This window comes from Mesorhizobium sp. 128a, assembly GCF_053848025.1.
The window spans coordinates 217,076-233,711 of record NZ_JBSPKY010000002.1; the positions used below are offsets into that span (position 1 = coordinate 217,076).

The window sequence follows — 16,636 nt, forward strand, 5'->3', positions numbered from 1 at the left end:
CGGAACTTTTTTGCAAAATCCGCGTTTGTTTGCCGGGGCTTGCAATCAGCTTGACCTTGAATCTATGCAATCACGTCATCTGAGGGAGACGTCTATTATGAGCCTTTCCGCAACCATTGCTCCGCACCTGCCGTTCCTGCGCCGCTTTTCGCGCGCCGTTTCGGGATCGCAGGAGAGTGGTGATGCGCTGGTCGCCGCGATGCTCGAAGCCATCATCGCCGACGTCGACATCTTCCCCGAAGCGTCGAACGACCGCATCGCGATCTACAAGGTTTTCGCCAAGCTGTTCACCTCCATTGCCATCCGCGTTCCGCAGGAACAGGCGCAATCGGCATGGGAGCAGCGGGCCGCCGCCAATCTCAACGCCATTGCGCCACGGCCACGCCAGGCCTTCCTGCTGGTCGCGGTCGAAGGCTTCAGCGAGGACGAGGCGGCTGAAATTCTCGATGTCGACGCCTCGGAATTCTCCGAACTGCTTGCCCAGGCGAGCAACGAGATTTCCCGCCAGGTGGCGACCGACGTGCTCATCATCGAAGACGAGCCACTGATCGCCATGGACATCGAAGAAATGGTCGAGAGCCTCGGCCACCGTGTCGTCGGCACCGCCCGCACCCATGCCGAGGCGGTGGCGATGTTCGGCAAGACAAGGCCTAAGATGGTGCTGGCCGACATCCAGCTTGCCGACGGCAGTTCGGGCATCGATGCGGTCAATGAGATCCTGTCGTCAACCTCGGTGCCTGTGATCTTCATCACCGCCTTCCCCGAGCGCCTGCTTACCGGCGAGCGGCCCGAACCCGCTTTCCTCGTCACCAAGCCGTTCAACCCGGACATGGTCAAGGCGCTGATCAGCCAGGCGCTGTTCTTCGACCGGCAGGCCAAGGCCGCCGCCTGATATAATGTCCAACGCTTCGCCGCATCCCGCGGCGTTGCCAAGCACTAGCGATCGTCCACCCGGCGATCGCTAGTTGTCGTTGCCCATGCCGCGCTTGCATGGTCGCGCTCCCTTGCCTGAATCAATTCGCGTCCGGGGCCCCTTCCAAAGGCTGTCTTTTTCGGCAAAGGGTGGAACAAACACCAACCACCTACGTTCTTATCCCAGCATCGGAAGGAGACAGATCATGCTTTACTGGGCGCTCGTATTTCTGGTCGTGGCGATCATCGCCGGCGCGCTTGGTTTCGGCGGCATCGCCGGCACCTCCGCCGGCATCGCGCAAATCCTGTTCTTCATCTTTCTCGCCTTCCTCGTCATCTCGCTTCTGGCCGGCCTGTTCAGAAGGGCGTCGTAAGACCCGTAGCGAGCCAACACTGGAAGCCGCACCCCTCAAACGGTTTCCAGCCACCGCCGGGCGGTGTCCTTTAACGGGACGCCGTCCGGCGGACCTGTTTTAGGGGCTTATTTCAGGAACTGATTTCAGAGTGAGCCGTTCAGCTTGGGCGGTTGGACAGGTGACTGATGCGTTCCAAAAGCGGCGAGACAGGCGAAAGCGGGCGGAGTGACGAAGTCATCGCCCTGCATCCCGCTGAAAGCGGCATGCAGCTCGGTCGCGCCTTGCTCCACGCGCTGCACAATGCCGGCATTTCCGTTCTCTACCAGGACCGCGAGATGAAGACCGTATGGGCGCGCAACATGCGTGAGCCATGGACTTCCGACACTGCGGACAGCAACGGCATACTGCCGCCGGCGCAGGCCGAGGACATCGATGCCGCCAGACGCCATGTCATCGCGTCCGGCAGTCCCGAACGTCTCGAGCTCAGCGTTCCCACTGCCGAAGGCCTCCGCTGGTTCCAGGTGTGGATCGATGCCGATCACGGCGATGGCGGCGATGCTCAGGGCGTTGTCACCACAATGGTGGAGACAACCGAGCAGAAACGCCGCGAACAGACATTGACGACGCTGTTGCGCGAGGTGAGCCACCGCTCGAAAAACCTGTTGGCCATCATCCAGAGCATTGCCACCCAGACTGGCCGATATTCCGAGACATCGGACGATTTCCTGACGCGCTTTCGCGGCCGGCTGCAGTCACTGGCCTCCTCCCAGGATCTGGTGACGTCGTCGAATTGGCGGGGTGCTGCACTACGCGAGCTTGTCCGTGGCCAGGTCGTGCGCTACGGCGCCGATCCCGCACAGAGCCTGCGCTTCAATGGCGTCAATCCATATCTCAATCCCAACGCTGCGCTTCATATCGGCCTGGCCATGCACGAACTCGCCGTCAATTCATTCAGTTACGGCGCCCTCGCGCGGCGGGATGGCTTTGTCGAGGTAACCGCAAATCTGTCCGGCGTTACTGAGGCTGCTGACAAGCCGGCTTTGTCGCTGACTTGGGTCGAGGCCATTGTCGCCAATGATAACAGGCGCACTGAGAAACGCTTCGGCAGCGTTGCCCTAGAACGTGTCGTGCCGGCATCGCTGAACGGCACGGCGACACTGGAGATCACCGGCGACCGTCTCGAGTACCGACTTGTCGTACCGCACGGCAATTTCGAAACCGAGTGACCGGCCGGACTTGAAGCAATTCCAGGAAACTGTGGGCGGTTTTCCGGGCAAAAGCGCGTAGAGCTTTCCTCGGGATTTGCGTCCAACCAGAAAACCAAAGCGCTGGGGTCCTTAACCGGCTGTTCACCATAAAGTCCGATGCTGCGGTTCCCAGAGATTGCTGGATCCTGACCGATTGAACCGACGTTTCGGCCACAGCCTGCAACGCACCTATGGGAGGAATGACCTTGACGGTTGCCGATATGAACAGGCTGGAGCAGGCCGCCCGCGTCTCGATGAGCGGCTTTCAGGATCCTGATGCCCCCGCGTCGCCTTTGCCGCACGCCTGGCATCCCTTCCTTCGCTTCGCCGCTGTCGCGTTCGTCGTCGCCATCGTGCTGATCGTGGCGTCGCAACTGGGCTGAGCCGGGATCGCTCGGGTTCGCGCTTATTCCCCAATCAGGCTGAGCTGAGATGCTTGTCTGGCTCCTGGCCAGCCAATATCAACGTCCCCACCTTTCATCACAGGAACTTTGACGGCTGTCGACCGTTCTTGTGGTGAGAGGATCTCTAGTCGTGGAACACATCGCCGCTTTGCTTTTGGTAATTGGCTGTTCGAACAGCATGACCGAATGCCGCGAACTGCCGGTGCCGGTCAGCGTGTTCGAGACCGCTGAGGCGTGCACTGCCGAGCGGCCTTTCGCCATGGGTGACGTGCAGGGTCAGGCCCAGCATGTCGTTGCCAAGTGTCTTGCCGTCGATCCCGCCTTGGAGGACGACTACGACCAGATCGTCTGGAACGTGCGCCCGGATGGTTCGCTCGACGCATCCTTGCAGATTTCAAACATCGTGGTTGCGTCGAATGGGACGCGCCCCGAAAAAGACTATCTTCACCAACAATAAGTTCGAGCGGGCAAAAGCCGGTATTTCATGCTAAATGGCGGCTGGAGCTTACTAAAGTGAGGACGAAAGTGAGGAGAGACTCAATGCGGAAATTGATTATTGCCATGGTTGCAGTGGTCGCCGTCAGCGGCTGCAGCACGACCGAGCAGGACGTTGGTGTCGGAACGTTGGTTGGCGCCGGCGTCGGCGGCCTGGTTGGCGGTGGCAAGGGTGCGCTCATCGGCGCAGCCGTTGGTGCCGGTTCCGGTCTGCTGGTGCGCAACCTGCGCAATGGCTATTGCCAGTATCGCGACAATCGCGGGCGGCTCTACACCGCTCGCTGCTGATCCGCTTCAAAAGCGTCAAACAATCGAGACGGAGACCGGTCAGCCGGTCTCCGTTTGTTTGCCCGTATCAGGCGGCGGAATCCTGATTTCCACCGTAAGCCCGTCGGCGCGAAAATTCCGGCTGATCGTGCCGCGTAATTCGCGCGTGACATTGAGATCGATCAGCTTGGTGCCGAAGCCGGTCTTGGCCGGCGCTTCGAGTTGCTTCTGTCCGGCCTCGCGCCAATTCAGGACCAGCATTCTGTCGGGCCCACGCCCCTGGAACGACCAGTCGACCTTCAGCGCGCCAACCGAATTGCCGGCCTCGCCATATTTCAGCGCATTCGTCGCCAGTTCATGGAAGGTAAGGCCAAGCGCCTGCGTCGTCGTCTCGTCGAGCAGCACCTGAGGCCCTGACAATATCCCGTCGGGAAGCTCCTTGCCGAACACCTGGCCAAGCTCGATGCGCAAGAGGTCGCCAAGGTCGGCCTTCTGCCAGCGCGAGCGCGTCAGCATGTCCTGGGAGGCCGCCATTGCCTGCAGACGGGCCGAGAACGAGGACGAGAACTCCTTTACGTCGGTGGCGTGCGCCGCCGTCTGGCGCGCGATCGCCAGCACCCGCGTGATAGAATTCTTGATCCGATGCTTCATCTCCTGCAGCATCAGATCCTTTTCGAGCAGGCTCTTTTCCGTCGTCTCGTGCAACAGCGACTTGGCGTCATAGGCGCGCTCCTGGTAGCGGGCCACCAGTGCGATGGCGCCGGCCAGGAGCAGCCCGAACAGGCCGAGCATCACCGGAATGGCGCGCGAAGACGGCTGCGAGAAAGCGCTGGTCGGCCGAAACAGCACCGTCCACGGCCGGCCGGCGACGATGATCTTGCGCGTCACCAACAGCCTGTCTCCAAAGCTCGCAACCGGCGGCGTTTCCGACTGGAACAGAAGATTGCCGGCGTCGACCTTGCCGTCATAGACCTCGGTGTTGACCGGCAGCAGCGGTGTGCGGCTGAGCGCCGTCTGGAACAAGTCGCGAGCGCGGAAAGCGGCGTAGAGAAAGCCTGATGTCGACGACCTGGACGCGTTGATGCCATCCGGCGCGGTTTCGACATTGAGCCTGACGAAGACCAGGAAGCCGGTAAAGGTCTGCGCCGCGCCGGTGCCCTGGCCGAGTTGAACCAGACCGCTTGCATGCTGTGCGTCATCGGCCATCGCCTTTTCGATCGCTTCGCGCCGCACCGGGTCGGTGAACATGTCGTAGCCGATGGTCGACTCGTTGGCAGGATCGAGCGGCTCGAACAGCACGACGGGCGTGCGCCAGGACTGCGCCGTGTCCGGATAGACAGTGTGGGGCACGCCGCGGTCGCGCAACATGTCGCGCTCGACCGCCGCTTCATCGCCGGCTTTGGCCAGCCTGAGATAACCGATGCCGCGCATGCCGGCGAAATTGGTGTCGAGGTCGAGCGCGCCGAAGAAGGCCTTGAACTCACTTCGCGAAATCTCGCCATTGCGAGCGTCGAACAGGGCCTGGGTCGAGCGCAGCAGCGAAAGATGCAGGTCGATGCGGCTTTCGATACGGTTGAGCGCATCGTCGGCCGTCGCCTCGAATTTGATCCGCGCCGCCTCCTGGGTGGCGAAGTAGGCGAAGCCCGCCATCGTCAGGCTGATAAGCGCGACGGCAATGAAGGCGACGATCGGGAAAAACTTCTTCAAAGGATGCTGCGGCCCATGTATCTGGAACCTTTATGGCATGTCACCGCGCCAACACAATGGCGAGGCCAAACCATCGTGACAGCTGGCACATCATGGTCCAGATATTAGCCGGCTTATCGATCGCGCATCGAGAAGATGACCGTCCGCCGATGATGGCGCATGTCTCAGGCGGCGATCTTCAGCGCGCCCGGCCCGGGAATGGCGCCAGGCGGGCATTTGCCGAGGATGATCATGCCGAGCACCTCGTCCTGGGTGACATCGGTGGTGCGCGCGGTGCCGACGACCTGGCCGTTCTTCATCACGCAGACGCGGTCGGCAAGCTCGAACACGTCATGGATGTCGTGGCTGATCAGGAAGATGCCGATACCGTCGGATTTGAGCTGCTTGACCAGCTCGCCGACCTGCGCCGTTTCCTGCGGCCCAAGTGCCGCCGTCGGTTCATCCATGATCAGGATGCGGGCGTTGAACAGGATGGCGCGCGCGATCGCCACCGACTGGCGCTGGCCGCCCGACAGCTTGACCACCGGCTCCTTGAAGCGCTGGAAACGCGGATTGAGCCGGCCCATCACCTTGCGCGCCTCGGCTTCCATGGCGACATCGTCGAGCGTGCCCCAGCCGGTCATCAGCTCACGGCCGAGGAAGAGGTTGGCGGCAGCGTCGACATTGTCGGCCAGCGCCAGCGTCTGGTAGATCGTCTCGATGCCGTATTTCTTGGCGTCGCGCGGGTTGGAGATCGCCGCCTCCTGGCCGTTGACGAAGATCTGCCCGGCATCGCGCTTGTAGGCGCCCGACAGGATCTTGATCAGCGTCGACTTGCCGGCGCCGTTATGGCCGAGCAGCGCCACGACCTCGCCCGGGAAAAGATCGATGGATGCATCGTCGACGGCGCGGATGCCGCCGAAGGCGATCGAGATGTTGCGCATGTCGATCAGCGCTGTGCCGGTGTTTGCGGAAGCAGTCTTTTCCATGATCGTTCTCCTCCTAAACGCGCTTGCGGTAGACGGTGTCGAGAAACACCGCGACGACCAGCACTGCGCCGACGACGATACTCTGCAGCGGCGAGTCGACGCCGAGAAGCACCATGCCGGACTGCAGCGACTGCATCAAAAGCGCGCCCAGCATGGCGCCGATAACGGTTCCCGAACCGCCGGCCAGGGACGTGCCGCCGATGACGGCGGCGGCGATGACCAGCAACTCGTCCAGCGTGCCCAGTGCGTTGGTCGCGGAATTCAGCCTGGCCGACGAGATGGCAGCGGCGATCGTAGCCAGCACGCCCATGATCATGAACACCTTCATGGTGACCCAGCGTGTGTTGATGCCGGCGAGGTTGGCGGCTTCCGGGTTGCCGCCAATGGCAAAGACATAGCGGCCGAAACGCGTGCGTTTGGTGATGAAGGTCATGACGATGCCCACCATCACAGCCATCAGCACCGGAATGGCGATGCCATGGGCGATGAACAGCCCGCCTTCGGGAATGGCGATGTTGTTGGCCTCCGCATACCGCTTCACGATACCGACCGGCCATGGATAGGAATTGGCAACCCACACCGCGCCCATGATGACTGCGCAGGTCACAGTGCCTATCAGCGTCTCGGCCCAGATCGGTCGCAGCGGAAAGCGGAAACGCTTGCGCTGTCGGCGCCCGTTGAACAGCGCGAACACCACGGCAAGGCAGGCGACGATGCCGACGACCCAGCTCCAGGTCGCGCCGATCGATCCGGCGGGACCGCCACCCATCAGCTGGAAGGTGGCATCGAGAGGGGCCACGGTCTGGCCGCTGGTCACCCACCAGGCCGCACCGCGCCAGACCAGCAGGCCGCCGAGCGTGACGATGAAGGCCGGCACTTCGAGATAGGCGATGATGAAACCCTGGAAGGCGCCGATGAGAAGGCCGACCGCCAGGCCGATCGCCAGCGCCAGCACCCAGATCCAGGGATTGCCAAGCTCAAGCCCGACAAAACGCACCAGGAAATGCACCTGCGCGAAGCCCATGACCATGCCGATCACCCCTTCGGCCGATCCAACCGACAGATCGATGTTGCGCATGACGATGACCAGCACCATGCCGGAGGCCATGATGGCGACCGCTGATGTCTGCACCGACAGGTTCCACAGATTTCGCGGTGTCAGAAAAAGACCGCCCGACAGGATGTGCAGGCCGACCCAGATGACCACCAGCGCGCCGACCATGCCGAGCATTCGGGTGTCGATCTCCGTCGCCTTCAGGAAGCGCGCGACCGCGCCGAGTTCCGACGCGCGCGCGGTGTCGGCCTGCGAAGTCGAGGTCGTGTCGGTCATGATGTCCTCCCAGCGGCTTGCCGTCTGACGCGGATGCCGGACCACAGCCTAGAAGTTAGCCGCCCGCGGCGGAAACACAAATTGCCTTGAAAAAACGCCGCGGCCTGTCAGCCGCGGCGTTACTTTACTTGAAGTCGGCAGATCAGTTGCAGGCAGCGACGCTGCCGGCGGCGACACCCGCGCAGACTTCCTCCTTCTTGATCCAGCCGGCGTCGATGACGACGTTGAGGTTGTCCTTGGTAATCGCAACCGGGGTCAGGAACAGCGACTTGACGGTGTTGCCGCCAGGCGTGGTGAAGTCCTTGGCGCCGGCAATGTCGCCGGTCTTCTTGCCGTCGGCGAGCTGCGAGGCGATCTCGGCGGCGTTCTTGCCGAGTTCGCGCGCATCCTTCCACACCGACACGGTCTGCGTACCGAGCGCGATGCGGTTCAGCGCGGCATGGTCGCCGTCCTGGCCCGAGACCGGGACGGTTCCGGCCAGGCCCTGCGCCGTCAGCGCGGCGACGACGCCGCCGGCGGTACCGTCATTGGCCGCGACCACGGCATCGACCTTGTTGTCGTTGGCGGTCAGGAACTGTTCCATGTTCTTCTGGGCGTTGGCCGGCAGCCAGCCATCCGTGTAGGCCTCGCCGACATTCTTGACCTTGCCGGAATCGATGGCTTCCTTGAGCACTTCCATCGAGCCCGAGAACAGGAAATCGGCATTCGGGTCGGAACCCGAGCCCTTGATGAAGAGGTAGTTGCCTTCAGGCTTCGCCTTGAACACTTCGCGGGCCTGCATGCGGCCGACTTCCTTGTTGTCGAAGGTCAGGTAGAAGACGTCCTTGTTCTCGATCAGGCGATCATAGCCGACAACCGGGATGCCTTCGTCCAGCGCCTTCTGCACCGCCGGGCCGATAGCCGAGGCGTCCTGCGCCAGGATGATCAGCGAGTTGGCGCCCTGCGAGATCAGGCTTTCGACGTCGGTCAACTGCTTGCCGGGATTGGACTGCGCGTCGGCGGAAATGTACTTGTCGCCGGCCGCCTCGATCGCCGCCTTCATCGCCGCTTCGTCGGTCTTCCAGCGCTCTTCCTGGAAGTTCGACCACGACACGCCGATGACCTTGTCCTTCGCCTGCGCGACCGACACCAGCGTCAGCGACATGGCGACACCCGCCAGCATGGCGGCTGCAAATCTGTTCATGATAATCCTCCCTGCGCCGCGCGCGGCGCGACAAAACTGGCCCGAAGGCCGGCACACAGAAGCTCTATTTTTTCGAGCCTCGAAAAAATACTGATCCAACGGCGAGACGCTGTCAACATCGATTCTGATGGAATCTGATGGCCTCAGTGAATTTTTTCGAGACTCGCAATAAACAATGACAGGGCGGCCTGCTTCTGCCAATATTTGCTGGTGTCACCGACCGCCTTCACTATCATGAGGCGGGAGGAGGACCGGGAGGAAACAAGAAAGATGTCGGTTGGAATCCGCCACGACGATCTGCGCCGTCGCAACCGCGCGATGGTGATTTCGGCCGTGCGCCGGGCCGGCCAGCCGTCGCGCACCGAGATCGCGGCGACCACCGGCCTCAGCCATTCGACTATATCGGCAATCTCGTCCGACCTGATTGCGGAAGGCATCCTGGCCGAGAGCAAGGCAGGCGAGACCGGAGCGCTGAAACGCGGCCGGCCGCAAGTCGGCCTGGGCCTCAATCCGGAAGCGGCGGCGGTGATGACCGTGGTGCTGTCGCTTAATTTCCTTTCCGTCACCGTCATCGACTATGCCGGCCAGGTGGTCGCCGAGGAGCAGCGCCGGCTGGATACGTTGACCATGCCGCGCGACGAGCTGATCGGCGAATGCACGGCAATCGTGCGGCGGCGGCTCGAGGATCCCGACCTCGATGTCCAGAGCATCGCCCGCATTGCCATGGGCATCCAGGGCATCACCGATTCGCAGGCGCGCGCCATGCTGTGGTCGCCGATCACCCCGCTGACCGACATTGCCTTCGCTGACATACTGGAAGCAGAATTCGGCATTCCGGCCACCATGGAAAACGATTGCAACATGATGGCAGTGGCGCTGCAATGGCGCCAGCCTGAGCGCTACCGCGACGATTTCATCGCCATCCTGCTGTCGCACGGCATCGGCATGGGGCTGGTGTTGAAGGGCGAACTGTTCACCGGCACGCATTCGTCGGGCGGCGAGTTCGGCCACATGATCCATCGGCCCGGCGGCGCGCTGTGCCGTTGCGGGCGGCGCGGCTGCGTCGAGGCTTATGCCGGCAACTATGCCATCTGGCGCAGCGCCAAAATGATGAGCGAGGACGCCGAACCGGTCGATGTCGGCGACGCCGACATGCGGGCGCTCGCCGCACGGGCCCGCGAGACCGATGGCCCGGAGCGGGAAGCCTACCGCAAGGCCGGCGAGGCGCTCGGCTTCGGCCTCGGCAGCCTGTTCGCGCTGATCGATCCGGCACCGGTCGCCATGGTCGGCGTCAGCGCCGCCGCCTTCGATCTGATCGAACCGGCATTGCGCGAAGCGATTGCCCAGACCGCCGGCGGCCAGCACTCGAAGTCAATCTCCTTCGACACCGAGCCCAACGAGCTGCCGCTGATCCGCGAAGGCTGCGCCATGCGCGCGCTGACCTTTGTCGACCAGGAGATTTTCGCGCCGGGCGTGCAGGCGCGAGCGGGCGCTGGAAAGAGCGTTGCCTGATCAGTCTTCCCTGATCGCATACCCCGCACCACGGATGGTGCGGATCACATCCGGCATGCGGCCATTGTTGACCGCCTTGCGCAAGCGCCCGACATGCACGTCGACCGTGCGCTCGTCGATATAGATCGTCTCGCCCCAGACATTGTCGAGCAACTGGCTGCGCGAGAACACACGGCCGGGATGGCGCATCATGAATTCGAGCAGCCGGAACTCGGTCGGCCCCAGCCGTATCTCGCTCTTCTTGCGGTAGACGCGGTGCGACTCGCGGTCGAGCACGATGTCGCCGACCTTGAGCACGCTGGACAGCACTTCGGGCTTGGCGCGGCGCAGCAGCGCCTTCACCCGCGCCATGAACTCCGGCGTCGAGAACGGCTTGACCAGATAATCGTCGGCACCGGTGGAAAGGCCGCGCACGCGGTCGCTCTCTTCGCCGCGCGCGGTCAGCATGATGATCGGCAGCCGCTCGGTCTCGGGCCGCATCCTGAGCCGGCGGCACAGCTCGATGCCGGACACCGCCGGCACCATCCAGTCGAGCACCAAGAGATCCGGCACGTTTTCCTGCAGCCGGATTTCGGCCTCGTCGCCGCGTGTAACCACCTCGACCTGGTAGCCTTCGGATTCGAGGTTGTAGCGGAGCAGCACGCCCAGCGGCTCCTCATCCTCCACGACCATGATGCGTGGCGCAATCATCAGCAGTTCACCTTTATCAGGGCGATGTGGCCATCGCCGTTTCGTCCTGCTTCGGGCGATTGGCGGGCAATTGCTGGCCGGTCAGCACATAATACGCATTTTCGGCGATGTTGGTGACATGATCGCCGATGCGCTCCAGGTTCTTGGCGCAGAACAGGAGATGCGTGCAGGCCGTGATGTTGCGCGGGTCTTCCATCATGTAGGTCAAGAGCTCGCGGAACACCGAGGTGTATTTGACGTCGATGCGCTCGTCCTCATTCCTGAGTTTCGCCAGCGCTGCAGCATCGGCGGCAGCATATTCCTCGACAACGCCCTGCACCTGGATCAGCACCAGTTGCGCCATCGCGTCGATGGAGTGCGACAGGTCGCGCGGCGTGACGCTGAGGCCGACGGTGCCGACGCGCTTGGCGATGTTTTTGGCAAGGTCGCCGATGCGCTCGAGGTCGCCGGCCATGCGGATCGAGCCGACCACGGCGCGCAGATCGTTGGCCACCGGCTGGCGTTTAGCGATCAGCGTGATGGCGCGGTCGTCGAGCTCGCGCTGGCGCGCGTCCATGATGGCGTCGTCGGAAACGACGCGCTGCGCCAGCGCATTGTCCGAAGTGAGCAGCGCCTTGGTCGAGCCGCTGACCATCGAGCCGGCCAGATCGCCCATGTCGCGGATCAGCTTGCTGATCTGCCCCAGCTCTTCATCGAAGGAGGCGACGGTATGTTCACCCATGATCCTGGTCCTCGTGCCTGAAATTCAACCGCTGGACGGCTCAGCCGAAGCGGCCGGTAATGTAGTCCTGGGTGCGCTTGTCGTCGGGGTTGGTGAACATCTTGTCGGTGGCGCCCTCCTCGACCAGGTAGCCGAGATGGAACATCGCCGTGCGCTGCGACACGCGCGCCGCCTGCTGCATCGAGTGGGTGACGATGACGATCGTGTAGTTCTGGCGCAGTTCGTCGATCAGCTCCTCGACGCGGGCGGTGGCGATCGGGTCGAGCGCCGAGCAGGGCTCATCCATCAGGATCACTTCCGGCGACACGGCGATGGCGCGCGCGATGCACAGACGCTGCTGCTGACCGCCGGACAGGCCGGTGCCGGGCTCCTGCAGGCGGTCCTTGACCTCGTTCCAGATCGCCGCCTTCTTCAGGCTGGATTCGACGATCTGGTCCATGTCGGACTTGCGCTTGGCCAGCCCATGGATGCGCGGGCCGTAGGCAACGTTCTCGTAGATCGACTTCGGGAACGGATTGGGCTTCTGGAACACCATGCCGACACGGGCGCGCAGTTCGACGACGTCGATGCTCTTGTCGTAGATGTCGTCTTCGTCCAGCGTGATCTTGCCCGTCACCCGCGCCGAATCGATGGTGTCGTTCATGCGGTTGAGGCAGCGCAGGAAGGTCGACTTGCCGCAGCCGGACGGGCCGATCAGCGCCGTCACCTGGTTCTGTCGGACGTCGAGGTTGACATCGAACAGCGCCTGCTTCTCGCCGTAGAACACGCCGACCTTGTCGCCGCGCATCTTGATGACTTCGTTCGACTTGGCGTTCATTTTGTCGCCCACTGCGTTTTCAAGGGACTGTTCGGTCATGATGTTCATACCAAATTGCCTTTTTTCTACCAGCGCCGCTCGAACCGGCGCCGAAGCACGATCGCGGTGATGTTCATGGCCATGAGGAAGACGAGCAGGATGATGATGGCGCCGGACATGCGCTCGACAAAAGCGCGTTCGGCCTCGTTTGCCCACATGTAGATCTGCACCGGCAGCGCGGTCGCCGGATCGAAAGGCGTCTTCGGATAGTCGGCCACGAAGGCGACCATGCCGATCAGAAGCAGCGGCGCTGTCTCGCCGAGCGCACGCGCCAGCCCGATAATGGTGCCGGTGAGGATGCCGGGAGCGGCAAGCGGCAGTATGTGCTGGAACACCATCTGCATCTTCGAGGCGCCAAGGCCAAGCGCTGCCGAGCGGATCGACGGGGGCACCGCTGCAAGGGCGGCGCGCGTCGCGATGATGATGGTCGGCAGCGTCATCAGGGTCAGCACCAGGCCGCCGACGAAGGCGGCCGAGCGCGGCATGCCGAGGAAGTTGATGAACACCGCGAGGCCAAGCAGGCCGAAGACGATCGACGGCACCGCCGCCAGATTGTTGATGTTGACTTCGATCAGGTCGGTGAAGCGGTTCTTCTTGGCGAATTCCTCGAGATAGATCGAGGCGGCGACGCCGATCGGCAGTGCCAGGAGAAGCACGATCACCATCATGTAGAACGAGCCGATGATCGCCACGCCCATGCCCGACGTCTCAGGCCGGCTGGAGGCGCCATAGGTGAACAGGCCGGTGTTGAAATGTTCGGCCATCGCGCCGTCGGTCTTGAGCTTGTTCATCCATTCGATCTGCTGGTCGGAGACCTTGCGGCGCGCCTCCTCGACGCCGAGATCGATCTGGCCCTTGAATGCCGAGTCGAGATTGGCGGCCGCCAGGATATTGACGTCGCGCGTCGTGCCGATCACTGACGGATCGGCCATGACGATGTCGCGCAGCTGGACGCGGGCGCCTTCCGACAGGAAGCCCTTGAGCTTCAGCATCATCGGCTTGTTGGCCGGATCGATGCCGAGCTTGGCGACCAGCGCGTTGTCGGCAAGCTTGGGATAGTTCGCCTTGATCAGCACGCTCGGATCGGTGGCGCGCTTGTTCGACGGGTCGATGACCTTCTCGTCGAAAGTGATCGGCAGCGTCACCGTCGTCTGCCAGAAGGCCGTATAGCCTTTCGAGACGATGGTGATCAGCATGATGGCCAGGAAAGCCAGGCCGACCGAGATCGCAATCATACCGTAGATGCGGAACCGGCGTTCGGCGGCATAGCGCGCCTTCAGCCCGATATCGCGGCGCGGACGCGCAACAGTGCCCGCCATCGTGTCCAGGGGAATGTCGGTCATTCGTACTGCTCCCGGTACTTGCGCACGATGTAGAGGGCGACGATGTTCATCACCAGCGTCAGTGCGAACAGCGTCAGGCCGAGCGCGAAAGCGACCAGCGTCTGCGGCGAGTTGAACTCGAGGTCGCCGGTCAACTGGTTGACGATCTTGACGGTGATGGTCGTCATCGCCTCGAATGGATTGGCGGTGAGATTGGCGGCAACGCCGGCCGCCAGCACGACAATCATCGTCTCGCCGATGGCGCGCGACGCCGTCAAAAGGATGGCGCCGACAATGCCCGGAAGTGCGGCCGGCAGGATCACCCGCTTGATCGTCTCGGAGCGCGTCGCGCCGAGGCCGAGCGAGCCGTCACGCATGGCGCGCGGCACCGCGGTGATGATGTCGTCGGACAGCGAGGACACGACCGGGATCAGCATCACGCCCATCACCAGGCCGGCGGTGAAGATGCTCTGGCCCTGGATGAAGGGCGAACCGCCGGTGAGTGCCGCCGACAGGTCGCGCAGGAACGGTCCGAGCGTGACCACGGCGAAGATGCCGTAGACGATGGTCGGGATGCCGGCCAGCAGTTCCAGCGCCGGCTTGACCACCGAACGTACGCTGCGCGAGGCATATTCGGACATGTAGACAGCCGACATCAGCCCGACCGGCACGGCCACCACCAGGGCGACGGCAGCGATGTAGAGCGTGCCGGCGAGCAGCGGGATCAGGCCGAACTGGCCCTGGCTGCCGCCGGAGCCGGCGGCGGCGAAACGCGGATCCCACACGGTGCCGAAGAAGAAGCTCATCGGCGACACGCTTTCGAAGAAGGTGATGGTCTGGAACAGCATCGAAAGCACGATGCCGACCGTGGTCAGGATGGCGATGGTCGACGCCGCAAGCAGCCCCCACAGCATCAGCCTCTCGACATTGTTGCGCGCCCTGGCGCGTGGAGCGATCTGCCGCAGCGCATAGAAGGCGCCTGCGACAGACAAGGCCAAGGTGACGACGGCGCCGAACAGGCCGAGCCTATCCTGGACCGTGTTCGCATCGGCGGCGATCGGGATCATGTAATCCTGCGTATCGCTGGCCAGCGCCACGCCCTTGGCGATGAGCAGCGGCTGCAATTCAGCGAACGTGGCGGGAAGCGGCGTGCCGGCATCGAGCCGGCGCAGGCCCTTGGCGAGGCTCTTCACCAGGCTGACGTCGAGCGCTTCGCTGGCGACCTTGGAGTCGACAGTGCGCTCGGGCAGGGCGGCGTGGATGTGCCGGTCGAGATAAAAGGACGAGCCGATGTCCCAGACGGCGAGCAGCAGGACGGCAGGCAGGACGGCGAGCAGAAAGGCCCACCAGCCGTGATAGTGGGCGCGCGAATGCGGCTTTACCTTGCCGGTATCGTGCGCCGCGGCGCGCTGGCGGCCGATCACGAAGGCGACCACGCCGATGACAACGACTATGGCGAGTACGAGCAAGGACGACATCACCCACCCCTGGGAAAATTCAGATCGCCGCCGCCGTTACGGCAAGCGGCGAAATCAGGGCGCGGATTTGGTCCGCGCCCTGATCCGGTCAGTTGATTACATCGTCTTTCCGGCGGCGAAGGCGTCGCGCTGGCTCTGACGCTCGGCGTCGGGAGCCGAAACCAGGCCGTACTGGGCGAGCGGGCTTTCCGGGCCGATCATCTGGTCGTCAAGGAAGAACTCGACATATTCCTTGAGGCCGGGGACGACACCGAGATGCGCCTTCTTGACGTAGAAGAACAGCGGGCGCGACACCGGGTAGGTGCCGTCGGCGATGGTCTCGGTAGAAGGCACGATGCCTTTCACGGTGGCGACCTTCAGCTTGTCGGCATTGTTCTCGTAGAAGGCGAGGCCGAACACGCCGACGCCGGTCTTGTTGGAGTCGATGCGGGCGAGCGTCTCGGTGTAGTCGCCGTCGATGTCGACGGCCTTGCCGTCCTTGCGGATGGCGATACAGGTCTTGCCGATTTCCTTGTCGTCGGCGATGCCGGTGGCCTTCAGGGCGTCCTTGTCGCAGCCGGCGTCGAGCAGCTTGGTCTCGAACACTTCGCGGGTGCCGTGCTTTTCACCGGGGATGTAGGCGGCGATATCCCAGTCGGGCAGCTTCGGGTTGACCTGGCTCCACTTGGTGTTCGGATTGTCGACCAGCTTGCCGTCAACGACCAGCTTGGCGGCGAGCGCCTTGTAGATGTCGGCCGGAACCAGCGCCCAATCCGGGCCCTTGATGTCGGTGGCGAAGACGATGCCGTCATAGCCGATGCGGACTTCCTGGACTTCCTTGACGCCCGCGTCGGCACAGGACTTCAGTTCGTCCTTCTTGATCGGACGCGAGGAGTTGGCGATGTCGATGGTGTCTTCGCCGACGCCCTTGCAGAATTCCTTGATGCCGGCGCCGCTGCCGCCGGACTCGACCACCGGGGTCTTGAAGTTGGTGAAGGTTTCGCCGAACTGCTCGGCGACGATCTTGGCGTAGGGTAGCACGGTCGACGAACCGGCGACCTGGATCTGGTCGCGCGCGGCGGCGACACCCGACGATGCGGCGAGCGCAAGCGCCACGGCCGACGCCGTAACGAGGAATTTCTTCATGTGGCCTGCTCCTGTTCGGAATATGGTCTCTCGGCGCCCTCTTCAGCCGGCGCCCGCTGAGGC

17 protein-coding genes are annotated in these 16,636 nt (G+C 63.2%); 7 read left to right on the forward strand and 10 right to left on the reverse strand.

Annotated elements, in window-relative coordinates; all coding sequences use genetic code 11:
* Positions 1–97 precede the first annotated feature (97 nt).
* The 6 genes from ACWTU9_RS04700 (at position 98) to ACWTU9_RS04725 (ending at position 3,702) form a co-directional block, all read left to right on the forward strand.
* Positions 98–892: a response regulator gene (locus tag ACWTU9_RS04700; RefSeq protein ID WP_455857301.1), complete on the forward strand. Its 795-nt coding sequence runs from the start codon at positions 98–100 to the stop codon at positions 890–892.
* 226 nt (positions 893–1,118) lie between these two features.
* Entirely contained in the window at positions 1,119–1,286 is a 168-nt protein-coding gene (locus ACWTU9_RS04705; protein ID WP_023670098.1) for a DUF1328 domain-containing protein, read from the forward strand.
* A 167-nt stretch (positions 1,287–1,453) separates the two neighbouring features.
* The gene (locus ACWTU9_RS04710) at positions 1,454–2,494 is read left to right on the forward strand and encodes a sensor histidine kinase (RefSeq protein WP_455857302.1); all 1,041 of its coding nucleotides are present in this window, start codon (positions 1,454–1,456) and stop codon (positions 2,492–2,494) included.
* A 221-nt stretch (positions 2,495–2,715) separates the two neighbouring features.
* Complete coding sequence (locus ACWTU9_RS04715) at positions 2,716–2,898, forward strand: hypothetical protein (RefSeq protein WP_455857303.1); 183 nt, start codon at positions 2,716–2,718, stop codon at positions 2,896–2,898.
* Positions 2,899–3,049: 151 nt separating this feature from the next.
* Complete coding sequence (locus ACWTU9_RS04720) at positions 3,050–3,376, forward strand: hypothetical protein (RefSeq protein WP_454573130.1); 327 nt, start codon at positions 3,050–3,052, stop codon at positions 3,374–3,376.
* An 83-nt stretch (positions 3,377–3,459) separates the two neighbouring features.
* Positions 3,460–3,702 (forward strand): YMGG-like glycine zipper-containing protein, encoded by a 243-nt coding sequence (locus tag ACWTU9_RS04725; RefSeq protein WP_112559509.1) that lies wholly within the window; start codon positions 3,460–3,462, stop codon positions 3,700–3,702.
* A gap of 39 nt (positions 3,703–3,741) precedes the next feature.
* Here ACWTU9_RS04725 and ACWTU9_RS04730 read toward each other — a convergent pair whose 3' ends face one another.
* The 4 genes from ACWTU9_RS04730 to xylF all read right to left on the reverse strand — a co-directional run bounded on the left by ACWTU9_RS04730 (position 3,742) and on the right by xylF (position 8,869).
* Positions 3,742–5,388, reverse strand: coding sequence for a CHASE domain-containing protein (locus tag ACWTU9_RS04730; RefSeq protein WP_455857304.1), 1,647 nt, complete (start codon positions 5,386–5,388; stop codon positions 3,742–3,744).
* Between the two features lie 164 nt (positions 5,389–5,552).
* A complete protein-coding gene (locus tag ACWTU9_RS04735) occupies positions 5,553–6,356 on the reverse strand; it encodes an ATP-binding cassette domain-containing protein (protein ID WP_455857305.1) in 804 nt (267 codons plus the stop codon).
* 13 nt (positions 6,357–6,369) lie between these two features.
* Positions 6,370–7,686, reverse strand: a complete 1,317-nt coding sequence (locus ACWTU9_RS04740) for a sugar ABC transporter permease (protein WP_455857306.1) — start codon at positions 7,684–7,686, stop codon at positions 6,370–6,372.
* Positions 7,687–7,828: 142 nt separating this feature from the next.
* Complete coding sequence (xylF, locus tag ACWTU9_RS04745; protein WP_455857307.1) at positions 7,829–8,869, reverse strand: D-xylose ABC transporter substrate-binding protein; 1,041 nt, start codon at positions 8,867–8,869, stop codon at positions 7,829–7,831.
* A gap of 270 nt (positions 8,870–9,139) precedes the next feature.
* Here xylF and ACWTU9_RS04750 point away from each other — a divergent pair, with 270 nt between their 5' ends.
* On the forward strand, positions 9,140–10,381 hold the full coding sequence (locus ACWTU9_RS04750) for an ROK family protein (protein ID WP_455857308.1): 1,242 nt from the start codon (positions 9,140–9,142) through the stop codon (positions 10,379–10,381).
* On the opposite strand, the gene phoB is transcribed toward ACWTU9_RS04750, so the two are convergent.
* The 6 genes from phoB to ACWTU9_RS04780 form a co-directional block, all read right to left on the reverse strand.
* The gene (gene phoB, locus ACWTU9_RS04755) at positions 10,382–11,071 is read right to left on the reverse strand and encodes a phosphate regulon transcriptional regulator PhoB (protein ID WP_010911896.1); all 690 of its coding nucleotides are present in this window, start codon (positions 11,069–11,071) and stop codon (positions 10,382–10,384) included. It abuts the gene before it with no gap.
* A gap of 16 nt (positions 11,072–11,087) precedes the next feature.
* Positions 11,088–11,792, reverse strand: coding sequence for a phosphate signaling complex protein PhoU (gene phoU / locus ACWTU9_RS04760; RefSeq protein ID WP_455857309.1), 705 nt, complete (start codon positions 11,790–11,792; stop codon positions 11,088–11,090).
* A 40-nt stretch (positions 11,793–11,832) separates the two neighbouring features.
* Complete coding sequence (gene pstB / locus ACWTU9_RS04765; protein WP_454586301.1) at positions 11,833–12,657, reverse strand: phosphate ABC transporter ATP-binding protein PstB; 825 nt, start codon at positions 12,655–12,657, stop codon at positions 11,833–11,835.
* 17 nt (positions 12,658–12,674) lie between these two features.
* Positions 12,675–13,991: a phosphate ABC transporter permease PstA gene (gene pstA / locus ACWTU9_RS04770; protein WP_455857310.1), complete on the reverse strand. Its 1,317-nt coding sequence runs from the start codon at positions 13,989–13,991 to the stop codon at positions 12,675–12,677.
* The gene (gene pstC / locus ACWTU9_RS04775) at positions 13,988–15,448 is read right to left on the reverse strand and encodes a phosphate ABC transporter permease subunit PstC (RefSeq protein WP_455857311.1); all 1,461 of its coding nucleotides are present in this window, start codon (positions 15,446–15,448) and stop codon (positions 13,988–13,990) included. Before pstC ends, pstA begins: the two co-directional genes overlap by 4 nt.
* A 96-nt stretch (positions 15,449–15,544) precedes the next feature.
* Entirely contained in the window at positions 15,545–16,573 is a 1,029-nt protein-coding gene (locus ACWTU9_RS04780) for a substrate-binding domain-containing protein (RefSeq protein WP_454586303.1), read from the reverse strand.
* Between the last annotated feature and the right edge of the window lie 63 nt (positions 16,574–16,636).